Genomic DNA, 16,492 nt, shown 5'->3' with positions numbered 1-16,492 from the left:
TGACAACTTTATCAGCCGTCCGGACTGGATACAGCGCCATGACCCCGCAGAAATGCGGGCGAGCCTGACAACGCCGCTGCAAAACAGGGGCAGGAACTTAATTCGGATGTGAACGGCGACCCCACCAAACAGGAGACACTGTGCACTCCCTACTTTGACCGATTGGAGACCGTTTTGAAATGGAAATTTTCAAACTTCTGGGAAAAGTAAAAAGCAAGTATCGACCCGTGGCCACAATTTCACAAATTGAAATTGATGCCGCACGCTCCGGTCGTACTTGTTGGGGAGTGCCTTCCCCAAACCCTGCTCATTTCGCGCTCTGCGCGTTCTTCGGCTGCGCCGCACCATACATAGCTCCAAAGAGGAGCTAGTCAAACAGCAAGGAGGTACAATGACCAAGACCAACACTCGTTCGACTAGCCACAAACCCCAGCACAGCGGATCGCCGAGGAAAACGCAGCTCATCAAGTTCAGAGTCACCCCAGAAGAAAAGCGGGACCTGGAAATCATGTGTGAGATTCTTCACGTCAACATGTCCACCCTGCTTCGCCGCTGCTTACGCACCAAACCCATCAAGCAAACCATTGTTGTCACCGGCGGCGGAGAGGATGCACTGAGCATCCTCTCTGACCTGCTGGGACAATGCGGTAAGATCGGCAGCAATCTGAATCAGCTTGCCCGCCACTTCAACAGCGGCGGCAAAGATTCAGAAGAAATTCGGGCACAGCTTTTGACCGAATTGTCTGCGCTCACACTCTTTCGGCTGAACGCCGAGAAAAAGATGGGAGAACTGTATGGCAACCATCAAGCATACAAGCTCGAAGAACTCCGATCTTACGGCACCTGAACACTATCTGACCTTTCAGCACAACGAGTACACCGGTCTTCCAATTCTGGATGAGAACGGCCGGCCCAAGCTGCGGGAGGAGTACTTACTGGACACCCTGGAATGCGGCGGGCAGTCCTTTGCTATGGCCTGCCTGCTGGCAAACCGGAAGTACGGAAAGAACTTCTCTCCTGACGATGTGAAAACCCACCAATATATCATCAGCTTCGACCCGCGGGACGCTGCGGATAACGGACTAACCCTGGAAAAGGCCCAGGCTCTTGGCCTGCAATTCTGCAAGGAAAACTTTCCGGGTCATCCTGCTATTGTCTGCGCCCACCCTGACGGGCACAACGGAGCTGGGAATATCCATGTTCACATTGTCATCGGCAGCGTCCGAATACGGACCATCCCGAGGCAGCCCTATATGGAAAAGCCCTGTGACTGGCAGGAGGGCATGAAGCATCGCTGTATAGCCGCGATGCTCCGGCACCTGCGGGTCGAGACCATGGAGCTGTGCCAGAAAGCCGGCCTCTACCAGATCGACCTGCTGAACGGCACCGGCGAACGGATTACTGAAAAGGAATACTGGGCGCAGCGGCGCGGCCAGCGCCGCCTCGACCACGCCAACCAGAAGGCAGCCGCTTCCGGTCAGCCCATCCGGCAAACCAAATATGAAACCGAGAAAGCGGCCCTTCGGAGGCAAATCCGTTCTGTTCTGACCAAGGCTGCCAGCTTGGAGGAATTTTCCGCTCAGCTTTTGCAGGAGCATGGCGTCACGGTTCGTGAAAGCCGCGGCCGGTTCAGTTACCTTACTGCCGGCCGCACCAAGCCCATCTCCTCCCGCAAGCTGGGCGATGACTTTTCCAAAGAGAAAGTTCTGGCTGTTCTCGCTGAAAACGCCGAACGGAAGAAAACCGCCAGGCTCTACAGCTCTGATCCTCACCCCGACCGTATCAGCCGCCTGATTGACATTCAGGCCAAGCTGGCCGCGGGCAAGGGCGCTGGTTACGAGCACTGGGCCAAGATTTTCAATCTCAAACAGCTGGCAAAGTCCATGGCACTATTCACCCGATACAACCTGAACAGCGAGGAAGAACTGGATGCCCGTGTAACTGAACTTCAGGAAAAACGAGACGAGAGTCTCAAGGTGGTCAAAGACCTGGAGAACCGCATCAAAGCCAACCGGGAATTGAGCCGCCATGCCCTGGCCTACGTTCAGAACAAGAAGTTTGCCCAGCAGGTCAAGACCGCCAAGAACCCGGAGACATTTTGGGAACAGCACCGCGCTGAACTGACAGCCTACCAGGCGGCAGCCGCCTATTTCAAGGCTCAGAAGATAACGAAACTGCCCAGCCTGAAACAGCTGGAAGCGGAACGCGAGCAGCTGATCTCAGAAAAAGCCCAGTTCTATGAGGCGTACCGCGAAGCGAAAAAGGCATGGATGGAACTAAGCACCGCACAGCAAAATCTGTTGTCGATTCTCCATCGGGAAGATCGCCAGCAGATCCAGGAAGGAGGGCTGCATGACCTGGACAGACGATGATGTCCGCGACGAAATGGATGAGCAGGAAGAGGACCAACTTTGGATTGACAGCAAGGGCAAAATCGTGGAGTCTGCATTCTGCGCCTATTTTCTGCAGAAGCGTCCACTGATGTGCCTGGACCAAAAATTATTTGATCTGGACGGTGAGGTCAACGAGGAGCGGCTGCGCCATGAAATCCATCAGGAGATCCGGCCAGCTGCCCGCAATGACACCGCCAAAAAGACCAAGCGAATTGTGGATGCCATCAAGATGGAGTGCTACCGGGAAGAATGGGACACCCAGCTGGACCGGATTCATTTGAAAAACGGAACCTACTACCTGGATGAGCGGGGCTTTGTGCCTGAAAAGGAACTCTGCCTCAACCGCTTCCCGGTGGAGTATCAGCCGGATGCACCGGCACCGGAAACCTGGCTGAGCTTTCTGAATGGCTTGCTGGTACCGGAGGACATCCCAACCTTACAGGAGTATCTGGGATATCTTCTCATCCCTTCCACCAAGGCGCAGAAAATGATGATCCTCACTGGACGGGGCGGCGAAGGCAAATCCCGCATTGGGCTGGTGGTCAAAAAGCTGATGGGCGATTCCGTTCACATGGAATCAATCCATCGGCTGGAAACCAACCGCTTCGCCAGCGCCAACCTGGAACACAAACTGGTGATGGTGGACGATGATCTCCAGATGACGGCTCTGCCCGACACCCGGAACGTGAAGTCCATTGTCACCGCCGAGGACAAGACCTGCATCGAACGGAAAGGAAAACAGGCCACCCAGGGCCGGCTGTATGTCCGGCTGCTCTGCTTCGGCAACGGCAATCTGATCGCCGTCAATGACAGCAGCGACGGCTTCTGGCGGCGTCAAATTTTGATTTCGGTGAAGGATCGTGACCCCAATCGGGTGGACGATCCTTTTCTGATTGACAAGATGGCTGCCGAGCTGCCGGGGATTTTTCTCTGGATGCTGGAGGGTCTCAAGCGGCTTCTGGCCAACCAGTATCGCTTTACCCTCAGCGAACGGACCCGAAAGAATCTGGAAGCCGTGATGGCCGATGGGAACAACCTGGATCAGTTCATGGCCTCGGACAAGTATCTTCGTTTTGCCGAAGATGCAGCTGCCCGGTCTACCCACCTGTTCTATGCCTACTCCAAGTGGTGCATGGAAAATCTGGAGACGCCCGTCTCTCAGAAGCGGTTCAGCCAGTTTCTTTTCAAGAGTGCCGGCAAGTATAACCTTACCTTCTCAAAGCACATCGGGGGCGAGTACCGGGGCTATAAGGGCGTATGTGTCCGCCCGGATTGCGCCCGCTCATAAAAAAGAGCAGGAAGTGAAAATTTCCCGCCCTACGCGCCCGCCCGCTTGGAAAACGCTGTATTTTCATTGTAATATCGTTATTTTTCAAAAATCACATCCGTCCGCTTTGCCGCCCTGGGACCTGCCCGAGAGGGCGTTTCCGGGCGCATCCGGGCGGAAGGGCGGATCGGGCGCGTATTTTTGAGTTCCTGCACAAAAAATTTCACAGGCAACAGGGCCGGAGCTGAACTGTCAGCTTCGGCTGTTACATCAATCTGGCCGGATTGAAAATCATCCGCCCGGGATGGTTTGCCGGTCAAGATAGAGAAAAGGAGCGTGCGCTTGAAAACAAATCAGAATACCGTAAATTTTGCCTGTGAAACCTTGCAATCCAATCCAGCATCCGCTACAATGGAAGTGTCAGGAGCCAAGCTCCATGCGAATTTTCTGTCAGAAATTTCTAGCGCAATTTCTGACGAAACTTCGGATTCAAACCCTGCCGTGGAACCTGAAAACAGACCGCGCGCAGCCACGCTCAAGCCTCTGGTTTACCGGGTAGATGAGATCGCCCAACTGCTGGCCATCTCCCCTCGTGCTGCCTATAACTTGTGCAACACCACCAAGGACTTCCGGGTGGTTCGCATCGGTACCAGCATCCGTGTCAACCGGGAGAGCTTTGAAGCCTGGTTTGCGGCCCTCTGAGAAAGGGTTCAGCCATGGCATCCATTATGAAGCGCGGAAGCGCTTATTCCGTCCGATACACCTACACCGACCACCGGGGCAAAAAACATGAAGGCTGGGAGTCCTTCAAAACCAAACAGGAAGCCACCGAACGAAAGATCACGATTGAAAAGGAATTGCAGGACGGCACCTTCCTGATACCCGATTCCATGACGGTACAGGAACTGCTGGAAAAATGGATTCCGATTCAGTCCAGCAAGCACAAGTGGGCACCCAAGACCTACACGCATACGGTTGCAATGGTGCAGAATCTGATCGTCCCCTACATTGGGGGATTACAGGTGCAGAATGTACGCACCTTTGATCTGGAACAATTCTACACCACCCTGAGCCAGACCCCCAAGGGCCTGTACAAGCAGGGCAAAAAGCAAAAGCTGAGTGCGGAGCAGAAGAAACGTCACCTTACCGCCGCCTCAATCCACGAGGTTCACGCGCTGCTCAAGACGGCGTTTTCTTATGCGGTCGAATGGGAGCTGATCCACAAATCCCCTGTTCCCCGCGAGGCACCCAAGTTCACCTCGGAAGAACGCACCATCTGGGACGAGCACACCATGCTGGCAGCCCTTCAGACCATGGAGGACCCCGCTCTGCATCTGGCGGTTCACCTGAGTATGATCCTTTCGCTGCGAGTCGGTGAAATCCTCGGTTTGCAGCCGGGAGATCTGGACTTTGAAGCCGCCGATGGGCGTGGAACCATCGCCATTCGGCGCTCCATGCAGCGTACCAACAAGGTATCCCTGGAAAAAACCGACTCCAGCCAGATCCTCTACGTGTTTCCCGACCAGCGGGAAGGCAGCACTTCCTCCTTGATTCTGAAAAAGCCAAAGACCAAAAAGTCTCAACGTATTTTGTACATGACCAAACCTTTAAAGGATGAACTTTTGGCCTGGCTTGAAAAACTCAAGGAGGACGAGGCCAACGCCGACGGCCGCTACCGCAACTGCGGGCAGCTGTTCCGGCTTCCCAACGGGCTGCCGGTTGCCCCGGAAGCTCTGTCCAAGTGGTACCGGGAATGGCGGGACAAGCACCCTGAATTCGAGAAGATCGTTTTTCATGGGCTGCGCCACTCCAGCGCTACCTATCAGCTGATGCAGTCCGGGGGCGACTTCAAGTCGGTCCAGGGGAACACCGGGCACGCCACCGCAGGCATCCTGATGGACACCTACGCCCACACCCAGGACAAGCCCCGGATTGAGCTGGCCGAAAAGATCGAGGCCAATTTTTATCATTCGGCTTCTTCTCCCGCTGCCCCAACCGCCCCGGCCGGGACTGCCGGAATGACCGCAGAAAGCCTTTTGGAGCTGGTCCGGCAGATGAAACCCGAACAAAAACGGGAATTTGCCCGTCTCCTGTTCTCGTAAATCCCATGGACGAATCGCCCCCGATGCACCTCATGCAGCCTATGCAAAGGGTGCAGGCCCTTCCCCGCCGATGTGCAAAATATGTGCAAAAATGTGCAGCGGCCCGAAAAAAGAAAAATCCCGCGATAAATCTTACGATTTATCGCGGGATTTTGGTGCGCTCGTGGGAACTCGAATCCCAGGCCCTCTGATTAAAAGCGCAACCCGTGCGTCAATCATCCACCTTGGATTTCTCGATTTATCGCAATTTAATGACGTATCAACGCACGATATTCAACTTTTTGTTTTGCATCAAAAGGCGGATTTTGCACCTGTTGCAACCAGTGTACAGCTCTGAAACCGTGCAGATTCCGTGCAAAAACCGTGCAGGGCACTTTTAGAAACTCTTAGGTAATTCACATATAAATGACTTGACGGCATTGTTTTGGGTGAGCTCTATAAAAGCAAGGTAAGTTTCTTGAAACATGTACCACCTAGCCACACACTTGATGGGATTTCCAGCAATAGGTAACTTGAATTATTTAGAATACTCTCTTTTGCTGTCCCTGTAAATTTATATACTTCTTAATTGTTTTGGTTTCACCATCACTTTTAAGTTCAAGATCATATTTCTGGGAATATGTGCTCCCCCGAATATCGTTATATATAAATTCCAAAATGTATTTTCCGCAAATAATTGCATTGTCTTGCTCATCAGAAAAAATGTGGCAATAAGCGCTTTGTCCTACTTTCAAAGTAAAAATATTTACACCACGCTTTTCTTTCCCTTCTCTGTAAAAGCAGACTTGAAAATTCAATGCCGGCCCATTCCCTACATTTTCGATTTCAAAAGGCATAGATATCAAATTGCCAGCCTGAAATGAATATGTAGCTCCCTCTTTATTCCATCTAAAACCTGAAGAAACAAGTATGTCTTCTTGATCCCCAGTTAGGCCATCCTTGAATTCAATTTTATCTGACTTTATGATAATATACACCTTATCAAATCGGTATTCCTCGTAAAAATTCTGTGTTTTCTCTCTTATCTGATTATCTTCCAGGCTGCCTATCAGACTATCCAGAGTCATGCGTGACTTTGATATCAGATGTGTTAGTGCAAGATATGGTCTAACCTTGTTGATTTCATCTTCATGATAACTTTTCTGTGCGGCATCTATTGACAGATATACCCCCACTATTGTTGCAGCTGAACCTAGTAACGTTCCATAAAAACCTAACGCATCACCCGCTTCCCATTCGGCACCCAAAAGCTCACATATTGGCGAGTACTTAAAAAGAATGTTGATAATTGCAGGTATCAAAAAAATTAAAGCAAAAGTTGCTAAAGCGATTTTAACTTTATGCTTGCAAATATATTCTTTTAACTCTTTCATATTTACCCACTATTCTTTCAATCTCTCACACATCACCAGCAGCTCCTCCAGCTTCTCCACAATGCGCTTTTGCTCGGCAAGGGGCGGGAGAGGGAAAGCCATGCTCAATACGCTTTTTCTATCAATACCCGGAATTACACCTTGTCCCTGCTTTTTGAGATAATGAAAGTTTGCTTGCAAGAAGAATCGAATATAGCACATATCCATCTTATTCATAAGTCTTATAGCCATGATTTGACGCGCTATATGTGCTTTGTCAACATCACAGAATACTGCTTTTCCATAACCAGAACCTTTGCATACAAGCAAAATATCGCCTTTATATGCAAAGTTTTTGGGACCTTCAGTCCATCTCGAAACGATTACTCCAGTATTTGACAAACTGCTTGCACCGGTAATGTAGACCGTTCCCCTGCCTTGGTCGTTGTATTCATTAGGCTTAAAGTCAGTCCCTGAAACTAGGCTTATGATACTCCCCAACCTCACCCACATCCACCCCTCGGGTATCTCAAAGGGCTTCTCATCCTCTGTGATCTCCGGCAGGGGTTTTTCTTTTTTGAGTTTGCCTTCCTTAATAAGCCGCCGTTTCTCGGCCTGTATTTGGGCATACAGTTCCTGGGCGGTGCCTTCTTCGGGGCGCTGTTCCACCAGTTTGCCCTGGATGGCCTGCTGGAGGATGGATTTTTTCATGTCCTCGGGGAAGCGGCGGTTGAAGTCCTCCAGTTTAGTCCATGCCTGCTCGTAGCGGTCCACCAGGGGCAGGAGTTCTTCAATTTTGGCGACGATGCGCTTTTGTTCGGCAAGGGGTGGGAGTGGAAAAATATACTGTGCCATACGTACCATAGTCAAAGTTGCAACGGTTGTCCCTCCCGAATTACTGCGGATTTGTCTCATCATCATCTCTGATGACATGATGTACTTTAAATATTCTGGCAAAATATGTCCGTAGTTTTCAAGACAAATCACACTTGCATCTTTGTAATAAAACTTATCCTTATCTTTAACTACATATGTTTTACCCAAGGTTCCAACCGCAGACACCATTAGATCACCTGATTGAGGCACACCTGATTTTGAAAATTCTTTATACAATTCTGGTGAAATAAACAACTCATTATCCACAAATCCGTCAGATGCCAACTTTGCAATTTCTCGTGCACGGTAAAATGGAACACCCTCTTTCTTCCAATCTGACTGATGCACTCTTCTTGCTGAAACAATGTTTACAACATTACCAAACCTCACCCACATCCACCCCTCAGGTATCTCAAAGGACTTCTCCTCCTCGGTAATCTCCGGCAGGGGCTTTTCTTTTTTGATTTTGCCCTCTTTTATCAGTCGCTGCTTTTCGGCCTGGATCTGGGCATACAGTTCCTGGGCGGTGCCTTCCTCCGGGCGCTGCTCCACCAGTTTGCCCTGGATGGCAAGCTGTAAAATGCTGTTTTTGAGTTCCTGCGGGGTCATTCGGCGGCACCTCCCAGGGCGGCGGTAATTTCGGCCAGGACGCGGTCGATCTCGGCGTTCAGCGAGGCCCGCTGCTCCTCGTAGCGTTGAATCAGGTCCAACGGGGCCAGGATCTCTTCTTCCTCGTGGGGATAGCCGCACTGGTCCAGGTTGTAGCCCAGCTCTTCCTCCAGCTGCCGGACGGTGAACTGTCGGGCCTTGTCGAAGCCGTCCTCCGTCAGCTCCTGACGGTCGTTCCACCACGCTTCCGCCGGGGTGAAGTGTTCGAGCTTCATAGGTTTGGTCTTGCTGAAGTGCTTGTACCCTTCGGGCATATCCAGCCGGTAGAACCAGGTGGAGCGGGTGGGGCCGGTACGGTCAAAGAACAAAATATTGGTGGTGATGGAGGTATAGGGGGAAAAGACGCTGCCCGGCAGACGGATGATGGTGTGCAGATTGAATTCATGCAGCAGTTTCTTTTTGATGTTCAGCTTGGCGTTGTCGGTGCCGAACAAAAAGCCGTCGGGCAGGATGACGGCCGCTCGGCCGCCGGGCTTGAGCCGGTACATGATCACCGACATGAACAGGTCGGCGGTCTCGCTGCTGGCCAGGTCGGCGGGAAAGTGGTTTTTCACGTCGGCCTTTTCACTGCCGCCGTAGGGCGGGTTCATCAGAACCACGTCGAAGCAGTCCTCCGGGGTGTAGTCCAGCACGTCGTGCAGCAGGGTGTTGTCGTGGTAGACCTGGGGGTTGTCCAGGTTGTGCAGCAGCAGGTTGGTGATGCAGAGCATATAGGGGAACTGCTTTTTCTCGATGCCATAGACGGAATTGCTGAAAGCCGCCTCGTCCTCAGTGGTCCTGACCTGCTTGTGCAGCTCCTTCAGCCAGCTGGTCAGAAAACCGCCGGTGCCGCAGGCAAAGTCCGCCATCCGCTCCCCGATTTTGGGGCGGATCATCCGGGCCATAAAGTCGGTGACGGCACGGGGCGTATAGAATTCGCCAGCCGTCCCGGCACTTTGCAGCTCCTTCAGGATGGTCTCGTAAATCTCGCCGAAAGCGTGGCTTTCCTCGTAGTCGTCCAGGTGCAGCTCGTCAATGGTATTGATGACCTGCCGCAGCAGGACGCCGTCCTTCATATAGTTGTTGGCGTCGGCAAAGGTGGTCTGGACAATGGCCTTGCGGATGGGGGTATCGGCATCCACCGGCAGGTTTTTCAACGTCGGGAACAGGGTATTGTTGACAAAATCCAGCAGCTTGTCCCCGGTCATCTCTTTTCCGTTTTTCTGGGCGGCCCAGTTTTCCCAGCGGCAGGGCTCGGGAATGATGGACTGATAGTTCTCGTCCTCCCATTCCCAGTCCGCCTCTTTGGTGGCGTACACCTTCAAAAACAGCAGCCAGGCAATCTGCTCGATACGCTGGGCGTCGCCGTTGATGCCGGCATCGTTGCGCATAATATCCCGCAGCCGCTTGATAAATCCAGATAAGTTGCTCATAAAAATGATACCGCCTTAAACGTTTTGCTTTAAGTATGGAACAAAAGCATCGTAGAATTTCTTACTCCACTCTGCATGGAACTTGGCCATTCTTGTCCAATCCTCTTCGTTTTCGATACTTACTCCGTCGAGCGTGAGGACAATATAGGAACTCTTTTTATCATCCATTCTGAGCCAAGACACCGGTGTTCCAAGCCTCGTTTCAATCTCCTCTTTATGCTGAAACAGGAAATCAAAAGATTGTTTGTTCCTTTCTTTTTTGAAGTGTTCCAAACACAGCTCTATCTTCGCCATCTTGTAATTTGCCACGCAGGCAAACGAGAATCCTCCAATTCCAAAGAAACCGTTGATCCAGTTTTCTTTGGATGTCGTACAACCCGAGAAACACCCATGTCCTGTACCGTCGTCATTGGCCTTCTGAATATAGGACAAGGCAAATGCCCAATATTTTCGCCGCAATTCTGCGCGGGTCCCTGCTTCCTCGGCGCTCTTGTCTGTAGTTGAATCCTTTAGAATAAAGATTAGTGCTTCTTCATCTGCACCATAGGCTTTAAAGAATTTTCTTAGAAGAGAAATCTTGGTGGCTGTACTGGTATTCCGCTCTACAAAAATATTCTCGTCGATTTTAAGAGCATTGCGCAGATCATCCGGATGGCTGCTTACATAGGCATCCAGTTCGTTATCAGGGTCCGATTTATAAGCCAGCCTCGACAGCACCGACCGGTCCTCTGTATGGAGGATTTTCAAAACCTGTTCCATCATATCGATCCAGCTGGTGACCGGCTGCTCCGTATTTTTATATCTGAAGCGCAAAATGTCCCGACCGCTCAGATCCACATCATCTCCCAGAGAATAGGAGTCCATTTGCTTTTCCGCCGGTCTATAATTTGTCTCGGGCATGGGCCAGATGGTCACCGCCCGCTGCATTAACAGCTGATTTCGTGCTTCTAGTTCGGCCAGCCCCCAATGCTGTTGCTGTCCGATCCAGCTGTTCAGGTAAAGATGACTATTGATAAACCCATTTTCCATATCTCGCTTTTCTGCGAATGGGCTGTTGCTGTATTTGGAATTGTATCCAGTCAGGGTTAGGTTTGCAATCCGGTGCAGCCACCGCTCATGGATCTTTTCATAATCTTCTCCCAACTCCTTGACCCATGCCGGAGTGAGATGCTGTGGCATGATATGTTCAATGGAGTAGACCCCCTTGTCAAATTGCTTGTAGACATTCTGGACTTCTACTGTGCCAAAATTCTCGAACCGTTCTAGGATGTAGATCTTGTTTTTGCTATTCATCTGGTAAACTGGACGAATGGTAAAAGCCTCCACAAACTCAGCATCATCCGGGAAACGGCCGCGGTCCGTCTTGGATTTAAGAGCATATTTAAACTTTTCCAGATAATTCGCTTCCGTACCATCGTAACGGATGATTTCCCGATGAAGCATCAAAAAGATTTTGTTCAGGGCGTTGGTGGGCAGGTCACAGATACTTCGACGAAACAGATAATTTTCCGTTAGAAGGAAAATCTCCCTCACCTGCGCAAGGTCCAGCTTTCCTTCTGCTTGTAAGCGAAGCACTTCGAGAAAGAAGGGACGGGTGACAGTAGTCTCCAAGCGATTTAACCGGTAAATACAGGCGTTTAGTGCCGTATCCGTCGTCTTGCCTTTAAGTAAAGTCTCATACCACCGTGCATAATCCAACAGCTCCTGAAGGAGCTGCTCGATCTCCAGCGCACGATCTTCCACAAAAGCCTTAAACGTGAAATAAACGTTGTTCATTGCAGGAATTATCTGCTGCTTGATACTCAGATAGTCCCGAATGAAACCGCTGACGTTGTAGCTGGTGTAAATTTCAATTTTATTCCAGTATTTTTCGTAAAAGTCATTTTGCTGCTTTGGCGGCTGGCCCATTAGGATAAAGTTCCGGATTTTATCACCTTCACTCAAAGCTACGCCAGTGGAGTTCAAGCTCTCAAAGATTAGCTGTGGGTTATCTTCCTGATTCAGGATAATGTTGATGATTTCAAGTTTTGTAATGGCGTCATAGAGTTCATCCAGGGTTACTTCTTCTTTCCGAAGCCGGGAGTAAAAATAATTGTAATTGATGGTAAGGTTGGAATCTGGGAAATATCCTGATTCTTCGTCGAACAGCCGTCTAAAAGCTTCCCGATCATTTTTTACCGGCTTTAGTTTAATCCGGGTCTCATCTTCCTGCCACTCGTCGATCAAATAAGTTTTATAGATCTTTTCAGCAAGATTTCCTTTGGAAGGGGTGAGAATCCCTTGCTTCATCAAATTGTACATTGCAAGCAGCAATAACGAGATTGTAGTAAGCCGCTGCTGTCCATCAATCACAAGCAGTTCGTTGAATTCACCATCATTGTGAACCGATACAATGCTGCCAAAGAAGTGACTTTTCCTACCTTTGCGGACTACTTTTACCAAATCATTATACAACTGCTTGCAGTTTTCTGTCTTCCAGTCATAGTTCCTTTGGTATACAGGGATGACAAACCGTTTATCCGATCCCTGCATATATGCAACCAGTTTTGTCTCAGAACCCTTCATTTTTATTACACTATCCCTTCCTGATAAATCGCCTGTTCCAATTCTCGTACCGCTTTGAGATACCCTTCCTTCCCGCCAAAATAGCTTGCGATCTTGGCGGGCTTGCCCATCTTGAGGAAGGGGTCCAGCTTGAGGACTTCCGTTTTCTCAATCTCATAGATACCGATGTTGCAGTATTTATCCAGCAGCGCCTCCAGGACCTGATAGGCCGCGCCGCTGTACTTGCTCAGGAAGTCACGCTTTTTAACGTTGTTGGCCCGCTCCCTGCGGGTCAGGGGTTTCTTGTCGAACGCCACATGACAGATGAAGTCGAAGTCATCCACATCGGTCATCCCCTGCTCTGCTTTCACCTGTTCCAAGTCAATGCCCCGCTGGCGCAACAGATCGCGGATGGCTTCCTTCTTGTCTTGCGTGCTCCATTGGTGGATGAAGTTGTCCAGAGAGGCATACCGGCCAAGGATGTTTTCTTTGGTATAGTCTATGATGCTTTCCTGCCGCAGCAGTTTGCCGTCGGTGTCGTAGATGGAAACGGTTTTCTGAATGATACGGACCTTACAGCCGTTTTCGTCCACGATGGGGGTAGGCAGCTTTGCGCTGCCGTCGTGATCATCCTTGCCCGGCGTTTTTTCCTGCGGGGGCAGGTCCTTCCCTTGTCCTTTGGCTGTTCCGAATTCCTCGTCAATCTCCAGAGGGCCGTCCCAGTCGGGGTCAGCAAACAGCCGGGTGACGTTGCGGAAATCCATCACGGCGAAATGGGTCTTGCCCTCTTTTTCCCGCAGGCGGGTGCCCCGCCCAAGGATCTGCTTGAACTCGGTCATTGAGCCAATCATCTCATCCAGCACGATCAGCTTGGTCATTTTGATATCGGCCCCAGTGGACAGCAGTTTGGAGGTCGTTGCAATCACCGGATATTTCTCTGTTGTAGAACGGAAATAGTCCAACTTGCTCTTTCCGACCTCGTCGCTGCCGGTGATCCGCACCACATAGTCCGGGTTTTGTTTCACTATGTCCTGGTTCAACTGGGCCAGCATATCCCGCATACGCAGGGCGGCATCCTCAGTGGCGCAGAACACGATGGTGCGGGCCATCCGGTCGGTGCTCTTAAGGTATCGGGTGATCTCCTGGGCCACTTCGCGGATGCGGTCCTCTATGATGATGTTGTAGTCGTAGTCGCTGTTGGTATAGATGCGGTCAGGGATCTCATTGCCGTAGATGTCCAGCTGTCCCTTTCGAGGCCGCCAGCCCTCTCCAATGTTGGTCATAATATTGATGACCTTGAACGGCGCAAGAAAACCGTCCTCGATGCCTTCTTTCAGGCTGTAGGTATAGACAGGCTCGCCAAAATAGCTGAGGTTGGAGATGTATTTGGTTTCCTTGGGGGTGGCGGTCATGCCGATCTGCACAGCATCCGAGAAATATTCCAGCACCCGCCGCCAGCGGCTTTCCTCCTTGGCCGATCCTCGGTGACACTCGTCCACGATGATCAGGTCGAAGAAATCCGGCGCAAACAGCTCACTGAAGTGTTCCTGGTCATCGTCTCCCACCAGCTGCTGGTACAGGGAAAAATACACCTCATAGGATGTGACGGTGTTTTTCTGGTCCTTTTTCACATTGACCTTGTGGATGGTCTTTTGCAGCGGGGCAAAGTCCTGTTCGATGGATTGGTCCACCAGCATATTGCGGTCTGCCAGGTAAAAGACCTTGTGTACCGTTTCGCTCTTCAAAAGCCGGTAGACGATTTGGAATGCGGTGTAGGTTTTGCCGGTTCCGGTGGCCATCACCAGCAGCAGCCGTTTTTGTCCCCGGGCGATGGCGTCAACAGTCCGGTTGATGGCGATCCTCTGGTAGTAACGTGGCGGGTAGGTAGCCTGGCTGGAAAAATAGGGCTGTGCCATGGCCGCCTCCTGAGCGGGCGTCAGGCCGGATTCCCGCTTATAGCGGTCGGACAGTTCGGCCTCCGTGGGGAATTCATCCATTCTAAATTGCCGCTCGGCCCCGGTGAGGAAATCGTGCTCGGCAAAGCCGTCCCCATTGGAACTGAAAGCAAAGGGCAAATCCAGCATTTTGGCATAGTCCATCGCCTGCTGCAGCCCCGCCGATACCTGGTGATTGTTATCTTTTGCTTCCACCACTGCGATGGGATTGTTTGCGCTGAGGTAGAGCAGGTAATCCACCCGTTTGCCAGGCTGCCGCACCGCAAGGTTACCCTTCAGGCTGATCTTGCCATCGGTAATTTGGGTCTCCATGGTGATCTTTTGGCGTTCCCATTTGGAAGTCAACGCAGGGGTAATGTATTGCAGCTTAATATCCTCTTCTGTCATGTTCTGCTTCAGAATGATCGGCTCCATAAACGTCCCCCCTTTTCCCTACATGACAGGAACAAACCATCGCGCTTCGACAAACTGTTTTATTCAGTATAGCATAATGGACAGGGCGGCTCAAGGTGACAGATGCCATTTTAGCAAAGATGCCGGGTCATAAATTGGACCGCTTTGTGTTTTCTTTTGCCCCACGGTCCTCTCCATCCTTGCGACGGCTACTCATTTATGGAGTAGCTGCCCGGCAATGCGCAAAGAACCGCTTGCCGCCCGTTGCAGCCGGAAGAATCCAAAGAAACCGCGTAGGGGTTTCGTGGCACACGACTTTGCTGGCAAAGTCTAGTGTGTTATACCTTTGCAAAGGAGAGGGCAGCACGGATAGGCTCCGCGCTCCCATCTCAGCAGTAAAGATAGTAGAACACAGGCTGGCAGATGGTGCAAACTGCACCTGTCTGCCAGCCTTTTTGCCCTCTGCGGAACAAAGGTATACAAAGCCCCGCCGCAGCGGCCGTGTTATTGTTGTATTAAAGTTGTGTTTTGCCCTGCTTCCCACGTTGGCTTATGCCGTGGTTGTTATACTCTGCCTTCTTGCAGATTTGCAGCAATTGGCGCTTTTCCTCGTCTGTCAGTTTTTCATAATTGATTTGGGCCAAATCGCAGAACATCCTTGCCCGTTTTTCTTCTCTATTGCCTTCAAGTTGGGTAAGCCTTTCCAAATATTTTTTGAAGGTCTCCGCCGAATCCTTTTCTGACGCGCTGGTGCTGTCTTTGCCGTGCGTCTGCTTCAATTCTCGCAAAATTCGCTCTACATCGTCGGTGATTACTTGGGCAAAATACTTATCTTCGTCGATCTGTGCTGCCTTCAAAGTTCGCAGGGTGTTGTCCTCTTTCGGGTCGTACTTTTCTATGATTGAGGTCCGTACCGATTCCAGCAAGGCGTTCAGGTTCCGAATCTGCATAGATACCATGCCATCCACATAAATCTCCATGTCTGCCATCAGGCGCGGAAATTCCGGGTGGGTAATAAGCTCACAGAAAAGCCGGTTGTTTATCCTTCCACTTTTTAGCATTTCTATTGCTTCATCGCTCAGGTGCAGGTCCGCAAGGACTGCGTCTGGGTGTTTTTTGTTTTCCACCAGACCCAGAAGATAGTCTGATGTTACGTCGTAGAAGTTGGCCAGCGTAGTAATGGCAAATAGGCTGACATCTCCCGACTCGTTGGTTTCGTACTTACCAAGGGCCGCTTTTGACAGGCCCGTTTGAGCTGCCAGTTCTTCCAGGGTGCAGCCCCGCTCAATCCGCAGGTCCTTGAGGCGTTCGCCTAACGTCAGCTTTGTATGCATTTCTTACCTCCATCCGATGGGTGGGTTGGCGATTTATTACTTTAGTATACCATATTGATGCTGTTTTGTCCAAGAGCGTGGAAATCGAGGTGTTTTGAGGCAAATTTCCAACCTCTTGGACATACGGGAAAGCTCTGGATTTTCTGTTATACTGTCTCCAATGCAAAATTGAATGACCGTCCTCACCGCCCAAAC

At 50.9% G+C, this 16,492-nt stretch carries 11 protein-coding genes; 5 read left to right on the top strand and 6 right to left on the bottom strand.

Features of this window, described 5'->3' with window-relative positions:
- Positions 1-391: 391 nt before the first annotated feature.
- From mobC to B5F27_RS08180, 5 genes are all read left to right on the top strand, one after another.
- Positions 392-847, top strand: a complete 456-nt coding sequence (mobC, locus tag B5F27_RS08200; protein ID WP_087366334.1) for a plasmid mobilization relaxosome protein MobC — start codon at positions 392-394, stop codon at positions 845-847.
- On the top strand, positions 795-2,372 hold the full coding sequence (locus B5F27_RS08195) for a relaxase/mobilization nuclease domain-containing protein (RefSeq protein ID WP_087366332.1): 1,578 nt from the start codon (positions 795-797) through the stop codon (positions 2,370-2,372). The genes mobC and B5F27_RS08195 overlap by 53 nt, the downstream gene beginning before the upstream one ends.
- Positions 2,353-3,681 carry a phage/plasmid primase, P4 family gene (locus B5F27_RS08190; protein WP_242962128.1) on the top strand — a complete coding sequence of 443 codons (1,329 nt, stop codon included), beginning with the start codon at positions 2,353-2,355 and terminating at the stop codon, positions 3,679-3,681. The genes B5F27_RS08195 and B5F27_RS08190 overlap by 20 nt, the downstream gene beginning before the upstream one ends.
- Positions 3,682-4,071: 390 nt before the next feature.
- Complete coding sequence (locus B5F27_RS08185) at positions 4,072-4,362, top strand: helix-turn-helix domain-containing protein (protein ID WP_087366344.1); 291 nt, start codon at positions 4,072-4,074, stop codon at positions 4,360-4,362.
- Positions 4,363-4,376: 14 nt separating this feature from the next.
- The gene (locus B5F27_RS08180) at positions 4,377-5,762 is read left to right on the top strand and encodes a site-specific integrase (protein ID WP_087366330.1); all 1,386 of its coding nucleotides are present in this window, start codon (positions 4,377-4,379) and stop codon (positions 5,760-5,762) included.
- 521 nt (positions 5,763-6,283) lie between these two features.
- On the opposite strand, the gene B5F27_RS08175 is transcribed toward B5F27_RS08180, so the two are convergent.
- The 6 genes from B5F27_RS08175 to B5F27_RS08150 form a co-directional block, all read right to left on the bottom strand.
- Positions 6,284-7,135, bottom strand: coding sequence for a hypothetical protein (locus B5F27_RS08175; RefSeq protein ID WP_087366327.1), 852 nt, complete (start codon positions 7,133-7,135; stop codon positions 6,284-6,286).
- Between the two features lie 9 nt (positions 7,136-7,144).
- Positions 7,145-8,599 carry a restriction endonuclease subunit S gene (locus B5F27_RS08170; protein ID WP_087366324.1) on the bottom strand — a complete coding sequence of 485 codons (1,455 nt, stop codon included), beginning with the start codon at positions 8,597-8,599 and terminating at the stop codon, positions 7,145-7,147.
- Entirely contained in the window at positions 8,596-10,071 is a 1,476-nt protein-coding gene (locus B5F27_RS08165) for a class I SAM-dependent DNA methyltransferase (RefSeq protein WP_087366319.1), read from the bottom strand. The genes B5F27_RS08170 and B5F27_RS08165 overlap by 4 nt, the downstream gene beginning before the upstream one ends.
- Before the next feature lie 15 nt (positions 10,072-10,086).
- A complete protein-coding gene (locus tag B5F27_RS08160; protein WP_087366316.1) occupies positions 10,087-12,636 on the bottom strand; it encodes a DUF4268 domain-containing protein in 2,550 nt (849 codons plus the stop codon).
- A gap of 5 nt (positions 12,637-12,641) precedes the next feature.
- Positions 12,642-14,984 (bottom strand): DEAD/DEAH box helicase family protein, encoded by a 2,343-nt coding sequence (locus B5F27_RS08155; RefSeq protein WP_087366313.1) that lies wholly within the window; start codon positions 14,982-14,984, stop codon positions 12,642-12,644.
- A 494-nt stretch (positions 14,985-15,478) separates the two neighbouring features.
- On the bottom strand, positions 15,479-16,297 hold the full coding sequence (locus B5F27_RS08150; protein WP_087366309.1) for a helix-turn-helix transcriptional regulator: 819 nt from the start codon (positions 16,295-16,297) through the stop codon (positions 15,479-15,481).
- Between the last annotated feature and the right edge of the window lie 195 nt (positions 16,298-16,492).

It is taken from the genome of Faecalibacterium sp. An192 (genome assembly GCF_002160175.1).
In the GTDB taxonomy this organism is placed as follows: Bacteria; Bacillota; Clostridia; order Oscillospirales; family Ruminococcaceae; genus Faecalibacterium.
This window is presented reverse-complemented; position numbering and strand designations above follow the sequence as displayed.

What these genes read in the sequence shown, in the direction of transcription:
- mobC (WP_087366334.1), top strand. Translation starts at nt 392, where the DNA reads ATGACCAAGACCAACACTCGTTCGACTAGCCACAAACCCCAGCACAGC.
- B5F27_RS08195 (WP_087366332.1), top strand. Translation starts at nt 795, where the DNA reads ATGGCAACCATCAAGCATACAAGCTCGAAGAACTCCGATCTTACGGCA.
- B5F27_RS08190 (WP_242962128.1), top strand. Translation starts at nt 2,353, where the DNA reads ATGACCTGGACAGACGATGATGTCCGCGACGAAATGGATGAGCAGGAA.
- B5F27_RS08185 (WP_087366344.1), top strand. Translation starts at nt 4,072, where the DNA reads ATGGAAGTGTCAGGAGCCAAGCTCCATGCGAATTTTCTGTCAGAAATT.
- B5F27_RS08180 (WP_087366330.1), top strand. Translation starts at nt 4,377, where the DNA reads ATGGCATCCATTATGAAGCGCGGAAGCGCTTATTCCGTCCGATACACC.
- B5F27_RS08175 (WP_087366327.1), bottom strand. Translation starts at nt 7,135, where the DNA reads ATGAAAGAGTTAAAAGAATATATTTGCAAGCATAAAGTTAAAATCGCT.
- B5F27_RS08170 (WP_087366324.1), bottom strand. Translation starts at nt 8,599, where the DNA reads ATGACCCCGCAGGAACTCAAAAACAGCATTTTACAGCTTGCCATCCAG.
- B5F27_RS08165 (WP_087366319.1), bottom strand. Translation starts at nt 10,071, where the DNA reads ATGAGCAACTTATCTGGATTTATCAAGCGGCTGCGGGATATTATGCGC.
- B5F27_RS08160 (WP_087366316.1), bottom strand. Translation starts at nt 12,636, where the DNA reads ATGAAGGGTTCTGAGACAAAACTGGTTGCATATATGCAGGGATCGGAT.
- B5F27_RS08155 (WP_087366313.1), bottom strand. Translation starts at nt 14,984, where the DNA reads ATGGAGCCGATCATTCTGAAGCAGAACATGACAGAAGAGGATATTAAG.
- B5F27_RS08150 (WP_087366309.1), bottom strand. Translation starts at nt 16,297, where the DNA reads ATGCATACAAAGCTGACGTTAGGCGAACGCCTCAAGGACCTGCGGATT.